The organism is Anaerovibrio lipolyticus, assembly GCF_021531495.1.
GTDB lineage: Bacteria > Bacillota > Negativicutes > Selenomonadales > Selenomonadaceae > Anaerovibrio.
Genome location: NZ_JADYTY010000007.1, coordinates 1 through 17936, shown reverse-complemented (window position 1 = coordinate 17936; position 17936 = coordinate 1). Strand labels below are relative to the sequence as shown.

Below are 17936 nucleotides of genomic sequence, written 5' to 3'. Positions count from 1 at the left end.
AGACAAACTATACTCCATAAACTTCCCTTTTAACCACTCCAACCTATCCCAAAACAAAATTCCAACAAAAAAACACCAGCTATCTTTCCTTGAAAACAGCTGATGTTTATAATTATGCATTTTTCCAATCGTCTGAACAGCGCAAATAGAAAAGCAAGAAGGAGTCTAGTATATACAAAGTCTTAGCTTTCCAATCTATAGTATCTAGATTCTTGGCTCTCTCCTTCATGATATTTTTTATGTTTTTTACAGCATTGCTAATATCTATGGACCGAGGTTGTTTGACATTATTTTCTGCCAGCAGATTAGAAAATCTTCTTTGAATTTCCTGTACAGGTAGAGACAGCTCTGGTGGATCTGAGCTAATGCTTATCAACAAAAGCATATAAATATCTACCTGTCTGCCATCCTGCAAAATATAATGAGTTCTTTTATTTTTTCCCTGAGCTGGTCCTTCCAAAGCTGCTTTTAGCACATGACTATATACCTGCTTATGTTTTTTTACAGTTTCCCTGAGAGCAACAGCAACCATTTCCCTGCTAACTGTAGTAGCATTATTTTTTTCCATGCGATAAGCCAAATTGAAGCAAATATCCTGCATTAATTGAGGAGAGCTAATACTTTCCACAGCCATATGCTCCAAAACGACATCATCTACAGCTATGTTTAGCAAAGGAAATCCCTTCAAGCCAATCTCCTTAAGCTCATCTATACTCCAAGGAGCAATCTCGATAAAGCTAGTGCGTCCTATTAAATCAGGATTCAATCTAATTGCGTCATCTGCCCTATGAGGCAAGGATAATATAATCACCTTCAATCCATTAATAAGATATGTTTTAATGGTTCTAGCAATATATAATTGGATATCTTCTGAGGCATAATGAAAGTCATCTATAACCAAGACAAAATCATTATCTATGATGTATTTCATCATAGAGCTTTGGCTACGCAATATTCTATGGGATATTTCATTTCCCTTAGATCCAGTATTATCCTTGCCAGCAGAAATATTTATTTTGGCAACCTTGATACTTAATTCTCCAGTAATTTGAGTTTTTTCAACATCGTTTTCACTTTGGGAAGTTTTTATCTGCACCTCATCAGGCAATTCCAACTGCTCGCCTATTTGATTCCAAAAATCCTCCCTAGATTCTATTTGTGAAGCACTTAAATCTATGATTGTATTGCGAATAGCCTTATGGCACAAAACCGTCTTACCTGATTTAGAGGCTCCTGTTATAGCAATCAAGGTTCCAGGATTCAAGAGAGCCTTCTGCAGCTGCTCCGTATAGGTATCGCCATATTCATCAATCCTTCGATCAACATAAGTATGATCTGGCAGTGCATTTGGCTTAAATACATCACCAATCCCATTTAATTTGACATTTTTCAGCATATCACTACCACCTCGTCACAATCAATAATAACAATATTATATCATCTACCCAAAATAATGTCACAAAAAACACCAGCTATCTTCCCTTGAAAACAGCTGGTGTCTCTGATAGGCTTTATCATTTTACAAAAGGGATTATTATCGTTGCCAAAACAATTGCAGGAAGCATATTAGCAACCCTAAACATCTTGCCCCAAACAAGATTAACACCTACGCAAAAAATTAGAAGCGAACCTACTAGGGATATTGCATCTAGCATGGAACTGGTCATAAATGCTGAAATGGAGTTAGCCAATAATGTTATAGAGCCTTCCAGCAATAACACTGGTATTGCAGAAAAAATACACCCCTTTCCCATACTTGATGTCATTACCGCAATAATAACAAAATCAAGAATAGTTTTTACCCAAAGCATCATAGGATTCCCCGTCAAACCATCTTGAATTGCCCCTACTATAGCCATAGCTCCTATACACACAGTAAATGAAGCATTGGCAAATGCTTCTGCAAAATTACCGTCCTCTGAGCTTCCACTGTATGTTTTCAGCCATTCTCCAAATCTTTCAATCAGTGCCTCTATATCTATTATTTCTCCAAGCAATGTTCCAAATGCCATGCTTAATGTTATAAACATTGCTTTACCGCTTACTATATCGTTATTTGCAATAGAAAGCATCCCCTCCATCGCACCTGCTATAGAAATAAATATGACACATAGGCCACATACCTTATTCATGGATTCCTGTTGCTTTTCATTTAATAATTTTCCACAAAAACAGCCTATTATACCACCTATAACAATTCCCACGACATTAACTAAAGTACCAAGTCCAACCATGTATTCTCCCCCTTTTCCATTAATTATTATAGAAAAAGGAGGAAATTATGTCAAAAAACCCATACCTTTCAGTTAGAATATTCACTCTGCTTTTACTATCCTCTACAGCCACAGCTGAGATAGTAAATATCCAATTTAGCTCTACAAATTCTGATTTGCCAAATACATCAATTATCTATACACTTCTCGTAGGCATGGCATATATCCTTACAGGCACGCTCGCGCTATATTGATGTGCCTCACGCTGCTAAACTCATTTAATCGCATGAAAAGCTTCACGATGTTCATCTTTTCATGGCTTAAATTCGTTAAGAAGCGAGGCACATCGATATACCTGTTAAGGGTATATGTCATGCCTTCTATTTTGTGTATTCATTGCGTCTTTCTGCTTTGGCACTATTCGTAATTTTGACGTATTTACTGAAATGGAACAGCAGATGATAGTACCCTAAGAAAACCCTTGCTAAGCCTCGGTGCTTAATGAGTTCAAGCCGTAAGGCGCAGAAGGAATTTAGCATCCGCTAGGCTTAGCTAGGAGCGGGCAATATGCCAGCGACATATTGCCCGGAATAAAGAGACCGCTGTGTCACTTTATTCCGCGACGAGCGATATTTAGTTCAGACTATCTCGGCTGTGGTTATGTAGATATAATCGAAAAATCACGATGATTCGACAACAGCCGGAGGGGCATGACACTTTTGCGTCGGGAGACTCTTGCTTTTGCGTAGCAAAAGTGGCCCGGTGGCACTCTCTATCATTACGGCCTCTGTGAATTGGCTCAGCGACAAGCGGTATTTGTGCGTAAGGATAAACCCTCAGGTAGGGCCATTAAGTCGGACAGAGCAAAAGTCGTTATGACCGCAGGCTGTATTTCGAGAATCCACTGACATAAGGACTTTCAGTTACAATATTTGAGTAGATAGGCAATTCGGCAAATCAGAAATTACCAATGTAGCAAATTCATAATCTGCTGGATAGTTTGAGTGAGATTTTGCTTAGTGATATGGGCTTCCATAGCTTCCTCAACAGACATGGGGGCATGAAGGATAGGGAAATAGGCATCAATGCCATGTTTATTAACAGGCTCTGCATCATGGGTGGCACAGCCACAGAGGCCAATAGTACGACATTGAGGATTTGCTTTCTTGGCTAACTGCGCAATGCCTACAGGTGCTTTTCCCATGGCTGTCTGTCCATCCATGCGTCCTTCACCGGTAATCAAAATATCAGCTGTTTCCAATGCCTGTTTAATTTTGATGGATTTTAGTACCAGTTCAATGCCAGGAGTTAATGTACCTTGGAGGAAGGTGTAAAAGGCAAAACCAAGGCCACCAGCAGCTCCTGCACCGGGAAGTTTGTCTCCTTTTATGCCTGTAGCCTTTTCGGCTAAATCAGCAAAAGCGGCAATATCCTTGTCCATTCTCTGGATAATTTCTGGAGTAGCACCTTTTTGAGGGCCGTAGATAGCCGAGCAACCCTGGGGGCCACAGAGAGGATTGGTAACATCACAGGCGATTTCAAATTGGCATTCCTTTAGTAGTGGATGGCAGGAGGTGGTGTCAATACGGACAACATCCTGAAGATTTTTGCCATATACATCGCAGGGGCTACCATCTTCCTGATAAAATTTATAGCCTAAAGCAGTAAGCATACCTAACCCTGCATCATTGGTGGCACTGCCTCCAATGCCAATAATAAAGTGTCGACAGCCATTGTCAATGGCCGTCAGTATAAGTTCTCCTAGACCATAAGTGGTGGTATAAAGAGGATTGCGTTTCTCTACAGGTACTAAGGTTAGTCCAGAGGCATCAGCCATTTCAATTACAGCTGCTTCCAAGACAGGAATATAGCCATAACGGCTTTTCACAGGCTTTCCCAAAGGTCCTGTGACTTTAACCGGCACAATGGAGCCACCTAGTCCCTGAGTAAGAGCATCTACTGTGCCCTCACCACCATCTGCTAGCGGGAATACCTGTACCTGCTCCTGGGGATAACGGGCTAAAATAGCTTCTCTGACGGTATTGCCAGCCTCAATGGAGGAAATACTGCCCTTGAAGGAATCTATGGCGATAACGATGTTCATAATGTACCTCCTTTTTAGAGTATTTTGTTCGATATCCATCCCCTCAAGTATTAATTGAAGGGAGTATGTTAATTACAGCATATAAAATTCCCTCATTAGGTGCAACAAAAATTTTCACTGTACATTGTATACTCTATAAATATATACCCAATATGGGAATTTTGTGTTATTATTATCTATGTAAATATCGTTATATATTTACACCTAACTATACCATTATATGTATATCATCTAGGGGTGGTATATGCTGTGAAAGGAAGAATAGATTATGAGAATTGGTATTTATGGTTATGGTAATTTGGGCCGTGGCGTAGAGGCTGCTGTACGTCAGAACGATGATATGGAGCTGGTAGCTGTTTTTACCCGCCGCAATCCTGAGACTGTAAAGCTGCAGACTGAAGGGGTTAAGGTATATCCTGCTGCTGAGGCTGCTAATCATGCTGATGAGATTGATGTATTGGTACTTTGCGGCGGCAGCGCTACAGATTTGCCAAAACAGACTCCAGAGCTGGCTAAATACTTTAATGTAATTGATAGTTTTGACACTCATGCCCGTATTCCAGAGCATTTTGCCAATGTAGATAAGGCTGCCCAGGCAAGCGGTCATACTGCTTTGATTTCCTGTGGCTGGGACCCAGGTATGTTTTCTCTGAATCGTCTCTATGCCAATGCCGTTTTGCCACAGGGTAATGATTATACCTTCTGGGGCAAGGGGGTTAGCCAGGGACATTCTGATGCTATTCGCCGGGTTAAAGGTGTTAAGGATGGCAAGCAGTACACCATTCCTGTAGAAGCTGCCCTGAAGTCTGTACGAAACGGTGAGAACCCAGAGCTGACTACTCGTCAGAAGCATGTGCGGGAGTGCTTTGTGGTAGCTGAGGAAGGGGCAGATCTGGCTCAGATTGAAGCAGATATTAAGAATATGCCAAATTATTTCTCTGACTATGATACTACCGTACATTTTATCAGTGAGGAGGAGCTTAAGGCTAACCATAGCGGTATTCCTCATGGCGGTTTTGTATTCCGTACTGGTGCAACAGGCTTTAATGGTGAGCACAAGCATGTTATTGAATATAGCTTGAAGCTGGATTCTAATCCAGAATTTACTTCCTCTGTAATTCTGGCCTATGCACGGGCTGTAAATCGTCTCCATCAGGAAGGTACTAATGGCTGTAAGACTGTATTTGATATTGCCCCAGCCTATCTGTCTCCATTAAGCGGTGAAGAGCTGAGAGCTCATATGCTGTAATAACGCAATAAAAACTTAGAACTGTCCCATAGGGAAAATAAAGATAAAAGCGGATTATGTTGAATTTTGCTGATTATCTTTGCCTATGGGGCAGTTTTTTTGTGTGATTAATTAGATATAAATGGAGGACAAAGGTGGTTTTAAATATAATTGAAAACTTCAACCACTTTTTGAGGCATATATTTGGCCCTAAATCTGGCTAATTTTCCAATATTTATATTTGGGCATAAAAAAACGCCTTAGTTATGGGAAAATTTCATAAGTAAATTTATACCTATGAATTAGTACCATAACTAAGACGGTTTTGCTCTTTGCTAATTAATCTTCCAGCAGAGCCTTGCCTGTAAACTGGTCTGTGATTAATACATTGGCATAACGTCCCCTTAGGGCGGCCTTAATGGCATTGATTTTGCCTTCACCACCGGAAATCATAATGCTGTATTCCTTGTCCCGCAGCTCACTCAGAGTAATGCCTACTGTGCGTTCATCCAAATCTCTATTGCAGACTCTGCCCTCTACATCAAAGAATCGGGAGCAAATATCACCTGCGGAAGTTCGCTGGATCTTTTCCTGCTCCTGAATGTCGGTATAGCCAAGGCGGAAGAACAGGGCATTAGGACGCACTGTACCTACGCTGAACAGGGCAATATTGGCATGACGGCCCAGCTCCAGTATCCGTTTGATATATCTATCCTTGTCCACCTGCTCCTTAGTAGCTTTGTTATCAAAAATAACTGGCAAAGGAAGATACTGGGCTACAGTATTAAAATTATTCGCAAAATTCTCTAAAATCTCCCGTGAGTAATTGTTCCATTCGGAATTGCTTAAGCCACCCTCCAGTTGTACTACCTGAGATCCCTTTATAGAACGAGAAATTAAAGCTTGAGACATATTGTACAGGGTCGTACCCCAGCCCACACCAATAATATCCCCATCTTTAATAATGCCATCCAGATACTGGGCAGCAGCAATGGAGATATATTTTTTGATTTCTTCCTCATCATTGATGGTAGATGAGGCGATTTTTACATCCTTGAGATGAAGCTTGTCCTTGAGGCGCTGCTCCATAATACTCATATCCTCTACAGGATCTACAATCTGGATGTTGACATAGCCCTTATCCTTGGCATACTGAAGCAGGCGAGAAATAGAAGGCCTGGATACGCCCAATTCCTGGGCTATTTTCTGTTGGCTAAAATCTGAACGGTAATATAATTTGGCCACATTGATGGCCAATTTGTCTTTATCTCGGTACATATGATGTCCCCCTAGAATCCGTTATTGTTTACGTTGACAATATTCGCATATTTATTATGAGAGAAAAATAGGAAAAAAGTCAAGGTATTTGTGAAAATAAATTAATAAGGCTAACGAAACTGCAAGAATAATAGAAAATTTTAACGAAAGTTCATTTTTATTTTAACATAGGTTTTTAAATATGTAAATAAGAAGAAACCAATTAAAAAAATAGCAATTCTCAGGTGAGGATTGCTATTTTGTATTTAATGGATAGATTTTTTCTTGAAACGGCCACCCACAATATCGTGAACTGGATTGATGGTTACAAAGGCTGTTTCGTCCTTTTCTAGGGCAATTTCCTTTAGCTTTACTACTTCCAATCTGGTAACTACGCAGTAGAGAACCTGCTTGTCGTCTCCTGTATATGCCCCCTGTCCGTGAAGATAGGTTACGCCACGGCCTAGACGATGCATAAGAGCATCGGCAATCTCCTCATATTCGTCAGAGACAATCATCACAGCATAGGATTCGTCCAAGCCCTTCAATACCACATCAATCATTTTGGAAATGATAAAATAGGCTACCAAGGAATACATGGCCTTGTCCCAGCCAAAAACGAAGCCGGCAGCACCTAAGATAAATAGGTTGAAGAACATAACAACCTCGCCTACGGAGAAGGAAGTTTTGCGGTCTAGGATAATGGCTGTAATCTCAGTACCATCCAGAGAGCCACCCTGCCTGATAACCAGTCCTACACCAGCACCGGCAATAATGCCGCCGAAGATGGCTGCTAGGAAGTAGTCTTGAGTGATTTGGGGCACAGGCTCCAAAAATTCAGAAAAGATAGAAAGGGCTATGATAGATATTATAGTAGAAATGGCAAAGGTTTTGCCAATCTGCTTGTACCCAAGATAAAGAAATGGCAGATTCAGGACCAGCATGTAGACACCAAAGGGAATGCCTGTCAAATAGCTGGCCATAATGGAAATACCTACTATGCCACCATCAATAATGTTGTTGGGAACCAAAAATATCTCCAGACCAGCACTGTAAATCAGAGAACCGATAATCAGAACCAGATATTTTTTTATCCAGTCCATAGCGGTTTTGCGCCGGCGCAGAAGAGATACTTTGTTGTTATTTTTCATACTATACCACCTTTGGCCAAAAAGTTTCTTCCTAATTATTATAGAAGAAAAACCTTGCTATTGTCCAGTGATATAGAATGTATACAGTATTGCTATGTTTTGAGAATTTTTTTGCCTATAGCTTTTCCTGCTTAAAAAGTGTAATATATATAAAGATAATTTAGGCGAAATGTATGTAATGCAGAGAAGATGGAGTGAATATAATGCGGGTAATAATTATCGGTGCCGGCAAGCTGGGCTATAGCATAGCAGAGCTGCTCTCTCAGGAGGAATACGATATTGTCGTAATCGACAAAGAGGAAGGGCAGCTGGAGAACATTAAGGAGAATCTGGATGTTTTGACTATGGCGGCCAACGGTTCCAGCCCTATTACCATGGACAATCCTGATGTACAGGGGGCAGATATTCTCATTGCTGTTACAGGCAGTGATGAGGTAAATATGGTGTGCTGTATTCTGGCCAAGAAGCATGGCATAACTCATACTGTGGCTAGAATCAGAGATATGCAGTTTATGTCTGAGGCCAAGGATTATCTCAAGGCTAATTTTGATATTGATCTGATGCTGAACCCTGAGTATATTACCTCTATGGAGATTAATCGGATTCTCATGGTGCCAGCAGCCCTTAACGTGGAGGATTTTGCTGAGGGGAGGGTGCGGCTTTTTGAGACAAAGGTGCGGCGCAATTCACCTTTAGCTGGTACCCCTTTGAAGAATCTGGATATACCAAAATCCATTTTGGCTGCTATGATTTTCCGAGATCATCGCATGATTATTCCTCATGGTGATGATTGCTTGCTGCCTCATGATAATGCTTATTTTGTGGGGGAAGCTGGCGCAATTGCTAACTTTAGCAAGAATCTGGTCAGAAGTGATGCGCGAAAAATTAGTCGGGCGGTGATTATTGGTGCTGGCCGAGCTGGCAGATTTACCGCTAGGATTCTAGACAAGCAAGGGGTTCAGGTGAAAATATTTGATATGAACCGGGAACGCTGCCGCTTGATTGCTGGCACCCTGTCCAGCCACAGCATGGCTATTCATGGCGATGGTACTAATATTGATTTGCTGCAGTCAGAGGGAATCAGCGATGCTGACATTATGATCTGTATGACGGATGACGATAAGCTGAATTTGCTGCTGGCCTTGATGGGGCGGCATCTGGGGGCGGCCAAAACCATAGTTATGGTAAATAGATATGATTATATTGACCTAATGGAAAAGGTGGGCGTGGATATCGTGTTGTCTTCACGCTTTTTGGCAGCCAGCGAAGTGTTGGCCTTTGTACGGCGAGGGGGCATTGTTTCCGTATCCCTGTTGGAGGGGGCCAAGGCAGAGGCTATCGAGGTTCTGGTTCAGCCGGGAGCCAAGGTAGCTGGCAAAAAGCTGATGGATGCTGCTTTGCCTAGGGAATGCTTGGTATGTGGCTATGTGCGGAATGAGGAAGCCTTTGTGCCAAATGGTAATACGGTGCTGAATCCTGGGGATAGAGCTATTATTATTGTTCAGATGAAGCATTCGAAAAATGTATTGAAATATTTTCAAAAGGATTGAGTGACAGAATGAATAAACTGGTTCTGTTGTTAATGGGCCGAGTAATTCTCCTTTGTGGAGGCCTACAGCTGATACCTTTTTGCTATAGTCTATATCATGGGATGTGGCAAACTGTAGGGGCTTTTGCGGCGTCTATTTTGGCAGCCCTGCTGGCAGGCGTAATTTTGATAGGACGAGGCCAGGAGCCGGAGGAAAGCCTTAGCGTTTTGGCTGGAGCAGGATTTCTCTTTGTGTGTTGGTGGATAATGTCCATCTTTGGGGGGCTGCCCTATTATTTAGATGGGGATTTAACCCTGATAAATGGTATATTTGATAGTATTTCCTGTTTTACCACTACAGGTGTTATGGATTTGCCTTACAGGGCCGATGATGCGATAATCCTATGGCGCAGTCTGTCCCAATGGCTGGGAGGCTATATGGTCCTGCTGCTGTTGAGTACGGTACTGCCTGGCACCAGTGGCTGCTTTGGCACGACATTTATTATGCCGGGCAGCTTGCGCACTGGACCTATTACTTTGCGACGGATAAACCGTACCTCGGTAAAAATTCTGCGTATTTATACTTTAGTAACTGTTTTAGGCTTTCTTTTGTATATGCTTAGTGGCTTGGAATTTTTTGATGGGGTTAATATGGCTCTGGTGACCATATCCACAGGAGGCTGTTATACACCAGCTGCCGATATTAGCTTTAGTGGCTGGGTGGTGGTTACGGCGCTGTTGGGAATCGTGGCTGCTGGCTGTAATGTTTTTATGTATTGGCAGGCCTTGGATTTCAAGGAATGGCGGTTTGTAATCCACACTTGGAAAAATAGCGAGATGCGGCTTTTTGGCCTGATGGTGGCAGCCTTTACAGGGATTATAGCCTTGCATCTATATTTGGGTGGATTTTACAGCTTGCCAGATGCGGTGAGCAATTCCCTGTTTCATGTGGTTTCCTTTGGCTGTACCAATGGTATTATGGCAGAGAATATGTATCATTGGGATGATGTAGACAAATTCTTTTTGATGTGTATTGCATTGATTGGTGGCTGCATGGGCTCGATTTCCGGAGGTTTCAAAATATTTCGCCTGCAGGTGCTGTTGAAAAGCTCTTTGGCTGAAATGAAGCGTACTTTGCATCCTAATATGGTAGTCCATATTGTTATTGATGGGCGGACAGTGCCTCAGAAGATTATTGAGCGTATTCTGGGGTATTTCTTTATGTTTTTCCTGTGTATGCTGTTTTCTTTGCTGGTTTTGTCCTTGACGGGATTGAATATGCAGCAGACTATGGATATGACCATTGCTTGTCTTACCAGTTCTGGGCCAATGATGATGTTTCATCTTGATGCTCAGGAGGTTCGGATACTGCCGGATTGGGCCAAGCTATATTGTAGTTTGCTTATGATTATTGGCAAGATAAATATTTTTACCTTCCTGCTTCTGGCTCATGGAGCTTGGACAGGATTGAGAGAAAGGTATTGGTAGGTGGGGTAAATGAATCTAAAGGTTATTGCATATGTGCTAAGCCAGCTGCAATTTGCGGTTACCCTGTCCCTAGGTGTCCCCTTTGTCATGGCCTTGTATTGGGGAGAAGCCTGCGCTATGGATTTTGCCGGTACAATGCTGATAAGTCTGGGGGTAGGTGTGGCCCTTAGTAATTATGGCGAGCTGGAGCATGATAGCCTGACCATTCGAGAGGGCATTGCGGTTACAGGCATTGCTTGGTTTATTATTCCTTTGCTGGCTTCCCTGCCTTTTTTGGCAGGTCATTATTTGAATCCTATTGACAGTATTTTTGAAGGGGTATCTGGTTTGACCTGTACGGGAGCTTCTGTTATTAAGGATTTAGATGCTGTGCCGAGAAGTATTATTCTGTGGCGCAGTATTACCCATTGGGTGGGAGGCTTGGGGATTATAGTTATTTATATTGCCATGTTTCCCCAGGCAGGCAGCGGCGCCGCCAAAATGTTTAATGCAGAAGGGGCAGGGCCTACAGAGATGCGGGTGGTGCCTAGAATGAAATCCACAGCCAATGCCCTTTTGCTTATGTATGTGTTTTTTTCTGTTATCCTAACTACCTTGCTGTTACTGTGCGGCACAAGTCTTTTTGATGCAGTGAATCTGGCTATGTCAGCTATAGCTACAGGTGGTTTTGCTACCACTAATGGCAGTGCAGCAGATTTTCACAGCCTGCCTGTGGAGCTGGTGCTGATTATCTTTATGCTCATCGGCGGTGGCAATTTTGGCTTGTATTTTTTGGCTTATAAAAAGGGTTATAAGTATATTATTAGAGATACGGAGTTTAGGGTTTATCTGGCTATTTATGGTGTAATCACTTTGCTGGTGGCTCTGAATCTTTATGATGCTATGGGGTGGCAGCCGGGAGAGGCATTGCGGGGAGCGGCCTTTCAAATTTCTTCTATTATGACTACTACTGGTTTGAGTACCTATAATTTTGATGAGTGGCCAGCTTTTTCTCAGTTCTGTATTATTCTGTTAATGCTGATGGGAGGTTGCGGCGGTTCTACCAGTGGTGGTATGAAGGTTTCTCGTGTGATTATTCTTTGGAAAATGGTGGGGACGATTATTCAGGAGAAACTTCATCCTAATAGTATTGCCAGGGTTACGATGGAGAGTCAGAGCCAATCTTCCACAGTGGTGTATAGAGTGGCCAGATTCTTCTTTCTGTATGTGATGATAGCTTTGCTGGCGGCCTGTGCCTTTAATTTTGATGGACTGCCGGTGGTGGATTCTATTTTGCTGGGACTGTCCTGTATGGGCAATGCGGGGGTGGCCTTTGGCGTGGCTTATACCTTTTATGATTTGCCGGATGTAACCAAGCTGGTTTGCTGTCTTTGCATGATCATAGGCAGGTTGGAAATATTTACTTTTTTGGCTATGCTGCAGCCGGGGTTCTGGAAGCGTAATAGTAATTGGTGAAAGGTATAGCAGGGCTGTTTTGATTGACATTAACGGTTTAGATATGCTATGCTATATGAGTCAAACAATGAAGAAATTTGCCAAGCTGGTGGATTTCATTTAGATAACATGAGGGGAGACTGCTGTATGTCAGCTGTTGTAGTTTTAGGCACCCAGTGGGGTGACGAAGGCAAAGGTAAGATTGTAGATTATTTGGCACAGAAGGCTGAGACTGTTGTCCGTTATCAGGGCGGCAGCAATGCTGGCCATACTGTTGCTGTTGATGGTGTAGAATACAAGCTGCGCTTGATGCCATCTGGTATTCTGTACAAGGGAACCCTGTGCGTAGTAGGCAATGGTGTTGCCTTTAACCCAAAGGTTATGCTGCAGGAAATGGACGGCATGATTGCTCAGGGTATTGATGTCAGCGGTATCCGTATCAGCAACCGCGCTCATGTGGTTCTGCCATATCATTGCGAGATGGATGGCTACATTGAGGAGCTGAAGGGCGATAACAAGGTTGGTACTACCAAGAATGGTATTGGCCCATGCTATGCAGATCGTGATAACCGTATTGGTATCCGTGTCTGTGATTTTATTGACAAGGAAGAGTTCGCCAAGCGCCTGAAGGAAAATCTGGAGCTGAAGAACATGGAGATTGTCAAGCTCTATGGCAAGGAGCCTATGGACTATGAGTCCATGCTGAAGGAGTATGAGGGCTATGCAGATCGTCTCCGTCCATATGTATGTGATACCATTGCTTTGTTGCATGATGAGCTGAAGGCTGATCGCAAGATTCTCTTTGAGGGTGCTCAGGCTACCATGCTGGATATTGACTATGGTACCTATCCATATGTTACTGCTTCCCATCCTATTTCCGGTGGTATCGGTGTTGGTGCTGGTGTAGCGCCTCGTGATATTGACAAGGTTGTAGGCGTAGTAAAGGCATATTGCACCCGTGTAGGTGAAGGCCCATTCCCAACTGAGCAGCTGAATGAGATTGGTGACACCATTCGTGATGCTGGTCATGAATATGGTACTGTAACTGGCCGTCCTCGCCGTACTGGCTGGTTGGATGCCTGCGTTGTACGCTATGCTGGCCTCTTGTCTGGTATTGATTATATGGCTATTACTCGTCTGGATATTTTGGATTGCATGGATGAAATCAAGATGTGTGTTGCCTATAAGTATAAGGGTGAGATTCTCAACGAGATTCCTGCTTCCTTGAAGGTATTGGCTGAGGTAGAGCCTGTTTATGAGACTTTCGAGGGTTGGAAAACTGATATTAGCGGTATCCGTACCTATGAGGAGCTGCCTGAGAAGGCTCGCATCTATTTGGAGCGCATGGCCGAGGTTACTGGTATTGACCTGGGTATTGTATCTGTAGGTCCAAATCGTGATCAGACCATCGTTTTGGCCAAGGATTTGTTCTAATCTAACTAAATAGATTAATATTGCAGGGATTGTTGAAGGCCTGCTAAAGAGGGTTTGCTGGTCTGCTTGCAGATTGGCAAACCTTTTTTGTGACTTTTAAAGGATTTGTGTAGGGGAGAGTTTTATGTTAGAGCTGCAAAATGTTACTTATACAGTAACAGAAAATAACATAGAGAAAAATATTATTGACCATATGGATTTGGTGATTCCAGATGGCAAATTCGTAGTAATAACCGGCCCCAATGGTGGCGGTAAATCTACTTTGGCCAAGACAATTATGGGCATTAACCATATTAGCTCTGGTCGTCTGCTTTTTGATGGAGAAGATATTACAGCAAAGAATATTACGGAACGTGCCAAGCTGGGAATCAGTTTTGCTTTTCAGCAGCCAGTGCATTTTAAGGGCATTAAGGTTATTGACCTTTTGCGTTTGGCTACTGGTAAGAATATTTCCAAGGACAGTGCATGTGAATATCTGTCCAAGGTTGGTCTGTGCGCCAAGGAGTATATTAACCGTGAGGTAAATAATTCTTTGTCTGGCGGTGAGTTGAAGCGCATTGAGATTGCTACTGTGCTGGCTAGAGGCACCAAGTTCTCTATTTTTGATGAGCCAGAGGCTGGTATTGATATTTGGAGCTTTCAGAATCTAATTCAGGTATTTGAAAATATTCGCAAGACTGTACAGGGGACAGTTTTGATTATTTCCCATCAGGAAAGAATCCTGAATATTGCTGATGAAATCGTGGTTATTGAAAATGGCAAGGTGGCCAAGCAAGGGGCCAAGGCAGATATTTTGCCAGAGCTATTAGGTACGGCTTCTGCTGTTAATGCGGCTTGCTCCAAGCTGGACCCAAAGGGAGGTTTCTAAGATGTTAGACAATATTCAGATGCATATGCTGACAGAGGTGGCTGACCTGCACGGTGTACCAGAGGGAGCCTATAATTTCCGGGTTAATGGTGAAAAGGCTGGGCGGAATACCACAGCCAATATTGATATTGCCACCAAAACCGACGGCAAAAGCGGTATAGATATCCGCATCAAGGATGGCACCAAGAATGAAAGCGTGCATATTCCTGTTGTTCTTAGTGAAAGCGGTATTAAGGAAACCGTCTATAATGATTTCTATGTAGGTGATAATTGTGACGTGGTTATTGTAGCAGGTTGCGGTATTCACAATTGTGGCAATCAGGATTCCCAGCATGATGGTGTTCATCGCTTCTATGTGGGCAAAAATTCCAAGGTGCGCTATGTGGAAAAGCATTATGGCGAAGGGGATGGCAAGGGTAAGCGGATATTGAACCCTGTAACCGAGGTTTATCAGCAGGCTGATAGCTATGTGGATATGGAAATGGTACAGATAAAGGGGGTAGATTCTACCCATCGCATTACCAAGGCTGAATTGGCTGAGGGGGCAACCATGATTGTCCATGAGCGGTTGATGACTCATGGAGACCAGGTGGCTACCAGTGTTTACGAGGTAAAGCTGCAAGGGAAGGGTTCCAGCACCGATGTTATTTCCCGTTCTGTAGCTAGAGATAATTCCGAGCAGGTTTTTGAGGCAGCTATTGTAGGTGAGACAGCCTGCAGCGGTCATGCTGAATGTGATGCCATTATTATGGACAAGGCTCATGTAGTGGCCATACCAAAGCTGGATGCCAAGGATGTGGATGCAGCTTTGATTCATGAGGCGGCTATTGGCAAAATCGCTGGGGATCAGTTGATAAAGCTTATGTCTTTGGGATTGACTGAGGCTGAGGCGGAAGCCCAGATAATCGGCGGCTTCCTGCGGTAAAATAAAGAAGGTTTTTGTAAAAGGGTTGAAGTTGTTTTTGTAGCGGCTTTAACTGCAATAAAAAAGGCAACAGATTTTTTGAGAATCTGTTGCCTTTTTTCGTTATTTATGGCTGGACAGTGGCGATAATATCCTTCATAACACCGTGCACCTCTGGCCCGGTAACATCCTGCCTTGGGCTGACAAGGGAATATCATACCCCAAAACGCAAATCTCCTAAAGCAGGTCAGGAAAAGACAGCTTTAGGGGATTTTTTACTACTAATCCAGTCATAGTACTGAACAAATTCCGTCGTCTTTTTTACTTCTTCAAAAATATCATCTGGCATAGCTCCATATACCAATACTACCTTCGGTTCTAATTCCTCCAGCATTGCTTTTAGTCCTTCATAGAAATATCTGCGATATTCCTTCCCCTGAATGCAGCCATATGTGCCTATTGAAACGATACTATGTTTTTCTATTCCTAAAAAAGCAAATTTCTTTGGTAGTTCACAGGTTGTATAACTTCTTTCATCTCCCCAACGAACATTTGGAATAACATATATCCCCTTTGACTGTAGATATGCTCCAATAGCTCGGTTCATATAAGTATTAGCAATTTGTAGACATAGAGGCATGTCTACATAAAGAGAACAGTCTGGAGATATGACCGCTGGAAATCTTTTTATTTCATCCAAATACTTCTCCACATCCATGATTATAGGAGCAAATACTCTATCATGCTCATAAAAATGTATTGCTTCTTTATGCTCATTGCTACGTTTACGTTTGGAAAATGGTATTAGAGCCTCTGGTATGACAATTTTTTCAGGCTTTTTTATAATGGGAATTTCCATTGCTCCCTCGAAGAATGCGTCCTTCACCAAATCTGCTCTAAAACCATCATCAATAATTAGCTTCATGTTTATCATCCTTTACTAAATTTATTTCCAGACAGGATGATAATATGTTATACTATAGGTGTTGATGCTAGGATGTATAATATATTATCATCCTATGGGCTGCGAGAAATCGCAGCTCTTTTTTATATCTCTTCCTTCAGATTGCCCTCAGCGTATTCCAAGTCTACCTTAACACTTGCTAGCAATTCTGCATCCGTTATTTGATTTGCTCTTTTGCTCACCTCCCTCCAGAATTTTATATCAGTAATCACTTTTGCCAGTTCATCAAATACTTCCGCTATCCAGCTTAATTCATCATCTGTACATTCATATTTTATAAAATGCAATGTATCTGCTGGATTTTTGCTGAGAAGCTCTAACTCCTTTTTCCAACACTGATCTATTCCATATGCCCAATTATCTTGTGTTTCCTCCGAGACACGTATTCGTTCCTGTAAGACAGGCTTCATTTCGTCTAATAACATTATTTTTTCCTCCGTGCCACGCTGTCCGTGTCCACCATTAGTCAAACGCAGCCTTGTAACCTTCTTGCCATTTATCTTAACTAACTGCTTTGTAAAATCACCTTCGATGGAATGTATTACAGCAAAATCACTGGCTCTTTTACCACTTCCTTTTGTATTGATATACGCACCAGATCTCGTAGTACCCATTTATAATCACCATCCTTGATTCTTTATTTAAGGATGATGAGATGATAATACATACATATTTTAGGTGTTGATGCTAGAACATATAATACATTATCATCCCCAAATAGACTTTTTTACTCTATAAAATCATCCTTTCTCTTAGTATCCTTATGCAATCTGAGATTTATATACCACAGACATCATATTTTTTGCTACACCATCAAGCACATAGCCTAAGTCTTTCTTGTTTAACTTCACCGATAATACATGAGCAACAACCTCTGCAAGAATTTTCCAAAGCTCGAACAGAGCACTTTTTACATCACGCAAAGCCTGTAAATATAGGGAATTAGTCACCCTAACAATGCCATTTTTCAGTCTACACATTTGATGATTTCGTTTATTATCATCAACGACCTCAAATACATAACCTTCACAAATATCAGGAAGTATATTTTCCAGAATATATAACGGATTTTCTGGAGCAATACCTTGCTCGTTCTCTTCATCGCGAATTATGTCCATGATGTATCTTGCAATCCGATGAATTAACTCACTAAAATCTGCTATAACCATTTTTGCGCAAATGATAATTACTCGTCTCCTTTCAAAATATCATATATCCGCTGCATCTTCTCATCGTTTATCGAACTAAACTCTTCCTCTAACTTCATGGCAACCCTCCTTTGTAAATCTGGGGAGTGTAAAATAGTTTGTGTAAAAAGTAATTGCGCAGATTTATTTTATGCCCCATACTGGGGTAAACAATT

Annotated in this window: 15 protein-coding genes; 7 read left to right on the top strand and 8 right to left on the bottom strand. The window is 42.0% G+C overall.

What is annotated here, in order from left to right:
• Positions 1-112: 112 nt before the first annotated feature.
• The 3 genes from I6E26_RS04160 to I6E26_RS04150 form a co-directional block, all read right to left on the bottom strand.
• Positions 113-1396, bottom strand: a complete 1284-nt coding sequence (locus I6E26_RS04160) for a hypothetical protein (RefSeq protein ID WP_235320588.1) — start codon at positions 1394-1396, stop codon at positions 113-115.
• A gap of 118 nt (positions 1397-1514) precedes the next feature.
• Entirely contained in the window at positions 1515-2234 is a 720-nt protein-coding gene (locus tag I6E26_RS04155) for a DUF554 domain-containing protein (RefSeq protein WP_235320587.1), read from the bottom strand.
• Between the two features lie 943 nt (positions 2235-3177).
• Entirely contained in the window at positions 3178-4317 is a 1140-nt protein-coding gene (locus I6E26_RS04150) for a glycerate kinase family protein (RefSeq protein WP_235320585.1), read from the bottom strand.
• A gap of 268 nt (positions 4318-4585) precedes the next feature.
• Here I6E26_RS04150 and I6E26_RS04145 point away from each other — a divergent pair, with 268 nt between their 5' ends.
• On the top strand, positions 4586-5566 hold the full coding sequence (locus I6E26_RS04145) for a diaminopimelate dehydrogenase (protein WP_235320584.1): 981 nt from the start codon (positions 4586-4588) through the stop codon (positions 5564-5566).
• 318 nt (positions 5567-5884) lie between these two features.
• Here the strand turns inward: I6E26_RS04145 and I6E26_RS04140 are convergent, their stop codons facing one another.
• Both I6E26_RS04140 and I6E26_RS04135 read right to left on the bottom strand, forming a co-directional pair.
• Entirely contained in the window at positions 5885-6823 is a 939-nt protein-coding gene (locus I6E26_RS04140) for a sugar-binding transcriptional regulator (RefSeq protein ID WP_235320583.1), read from the bottom strand.
• A gap of 245 nt (positions 6824-7068) precedes the next feature.
• A complete protein-coding gene (locus I6E26_RS04135; protein ID WP_235320582.1) occupies positions 7069-7953 on the bottom strand; it encodes a YitT family protein in 885 nt (294 codons plus the stop codon).
• Between the two features lie 203 nt (positions 7954-8156).
• On the opposite strand from I6E26_RS04135, the gene trkA reads away from it, so the two are divergent.
• The 6 genes from trkA to I6E26_RS04105 all read left to right on the top strand — a co-directional run bounded on the left by trkA (position 8157) and on the right by I6E26_RS04105 (position 15630).
• A complete protein-coding gene (trkA, locus tag I6E26_RS04130; protein ID WP_235320580.1) occupies positions 8157-9503 on the top strand; it encodes a Trk system potassium transporter TrkA in 1347 nt (448 codons plus the stop codon).
• An 8-nt stretch (positions 9504-9511) separates the two neighbouring features.
• Positions 9512-10969 carry a TrkH family potassium uptake protein gene (locus tag I6E26_RS04125; protein ID WP_235320579.1) on the top strand — a complete coding sequence of 486 codons (1458 nt, stop codon included), beginning with the start codon at positions 9512-9514 and terminating at the stop codon, positions 10967-10969.
• Between the two features lie 9 nt (positions 10970-10978).
• Positions 10979-12424, top strand: a complete 1446-nt coding sequence (locus tag I6E26_RS04120) for a TrkH family potassium uptake protein (RefSeq protein ID WP_235320578.1) — start codon at positions 10979-10981, stop codon at positions 12422-12424.
• A gap of 126 nt (positions 12425-12550) precedes the next feature.
• The gene (locus I6E26_RS04115; RefSeq protein WP_235320577.1) at positions 12551-13837 is read left to right on the top strand and encodes an adenylosuccinate synthase; all 1287 of its coding nucleotides are present in this window, start codon (positions 12551-12553) and stop codon (positions 13835-13837) included.
• Positions 13838-13961: 124 nt separating this feature from the next.
• On the top strand, positions 13962-14705 hold the full coding sequence (locus I6E26_RS04110; protein ID WP_235320575.1) for an ABC transporter ATP-binding protein: 744 nt from the start codon (positions 13962-13964) through the stop codon (positions 14703-14705).
• Position 14706: 1 nt separating this feature from the next.
• The gene (locus I6E26_RS04105; protein ID WP_235320573.1) at positions 14707-15630 is read left to right on the top strand and encodes a SufB/SufD family protein; all 924 of its coding nucleotides are present in this window, start codon (positions 14707-14709) and stop codon (positions 15628-15630) included.
• Positions 15631-15856: 226 nt separating this feature from the next.
• On the opposite strand, the gene I6E26_RS04100 is transcribed toward I6E26_RS04105, so the two are convergent.
• From I6E26_RS04100 to I6E26_RS04090, 3 genes are all read right to left on the bottom strand, one after another.
• On the bottom strand, positions 15857-16534 hold the full coding sequence (locus I6E26_RS04100; RefSeq protein ID WP_235320572.1) for a DUF4417 domain-containing protein: 678 nt from the start codon (positions 16532-16534) through the stop codon (positions 15857-15859).
• A 122-nt stretch (positions 16535-16656) separates the two neighbouring features.
• Positions 16657-17187: a hypothetical protein gene (locus I6E26_RS04095; protein WP_235320571.1), complete on the bottom strand. Its 531-nt coding sequence runs from the start codon at positions 17185-17187 to the stop codon at positions 16657-16659.
• Positions 17188-17334: 147 nt separating this feature from the next.
• Positions 17335-17691 carry a hypothetical protein gene (locus I6E26_RS04090; RefSeq protein ID WP_235320569.1) on the bottom strand — a complete coding sequence of 119 codons (357 nt, stop codon included), beginning with the start codon at positions 17689-17691 and terminating at the stop codon, positions 17335-17337.
• Between the last annotated feature and the right edge of the window lie 245 nt (positions 17692-17936).

Bases quoted from the DNA above. Each gene is read 5' to 3' on its own strand.
- I6E26_RS04160 (WP_235320588.1), bottom strand. From the start codon at position 1,396: ATGCTGAAAAATGTCAAATTAAATGGGATTGGTGATGTATTTAAGCCA.
- I6E26_RS04150 (WP_235320585.1), bottom strand. From the start codon at position 4,317: ATGAACATCGTTATCGCCATAGATTCCTTCAAGGGCAGTATTTCCTCC.
- I6E26_RS04095 (WP_235320571.1), bottom strand. From the start codon at position 17,187: ATGGGTACTACGAGATCTGGTGCGTATATCAATACAAAAGGAAGTGGT.
- I6E26_RS04140 (WP_235320583.1), bottom strand. From the start codon at position 6,823: ATGTACCGAGATAAAGACAAATTGGCCATCAATGTGGCCAAATTATAT.
- I6E26_RS04120 (WP_235320578.1), top strand. From the start codon at position 10,979: ATGAATCTAAAGGTTATTGCATATGTGCTAAGCCAGCTGCAATTTGCG.
- I6E26_RS04125 (WP_235320579.1), top strand. From the start codon at position 9,512: ATGAATAAACTGGTTCTGTTGTTAATGGGCCGAGTAATTCTCCTTTGT.
- I6E26_RS04115 (WP_235320577.1), top strand. From the start codon at position 12,551: ATGTCAGCTGTTGTAGTTTTAGGCACCCAGTGGGGTGACGAAGGCAAA.
- I6E26_RS04135 (WP_235320582.1), bottom strand. From the start codon at position 7,953: ATGAAAAATAACAACAAAGTATCTCTTCTGCGCCGGCGCAAAACCGCT.
- trkA (WP_235320580.1), top strand. From the start codon at position 8,157: ATGCGGGTAATAATTATCGGTGCCGGCAAGCTGGGCTATAGCATAGCA.
- I6E26_RS04145 (WP_235320584.1), top strand. From the start codon at position 4,586: ATGAGAATTGGTATTTATGGTTATGGTAATTTGGGCCGTGGCGTAGAG.
- I6E26_RS04155 (WP_235320587.1), bottom strand. From the start codon at position 2,234: ATGGTTGGACTTGGTACTTTAGTTAATGTCGTGGGAATTGTTATAGGT.
- I6E26_RS04105 (WP_235320573.1), top strand. From the start codon at position 14,707: ATGTTAGACAATATTCAGATGCATATGCTGACAGAGGTGGCTGACCTG.
- I6E26_RS04090 (WP_235320569.1), bottom strand. From the start codon at position 17,691: ATGGACATAATTCGCGATGAAGAGAACGAGCAAGGTATTGCTCCAGAA.
- I6E26_RS04110 (WP_235320575.1), top strand. From the start codon at position 13,962: ATGTTAGAGCTGCAAAATGTTACTTATACAGTAACAGAAAATAACATA.
- I6E26_RS04100 (WP_235320572.1), bottom strand. From the start codon at position 16,534: ATGAAGCTAATTATTGATGATGGTTTTAGAGCAGATTTGGTGAAGGAC.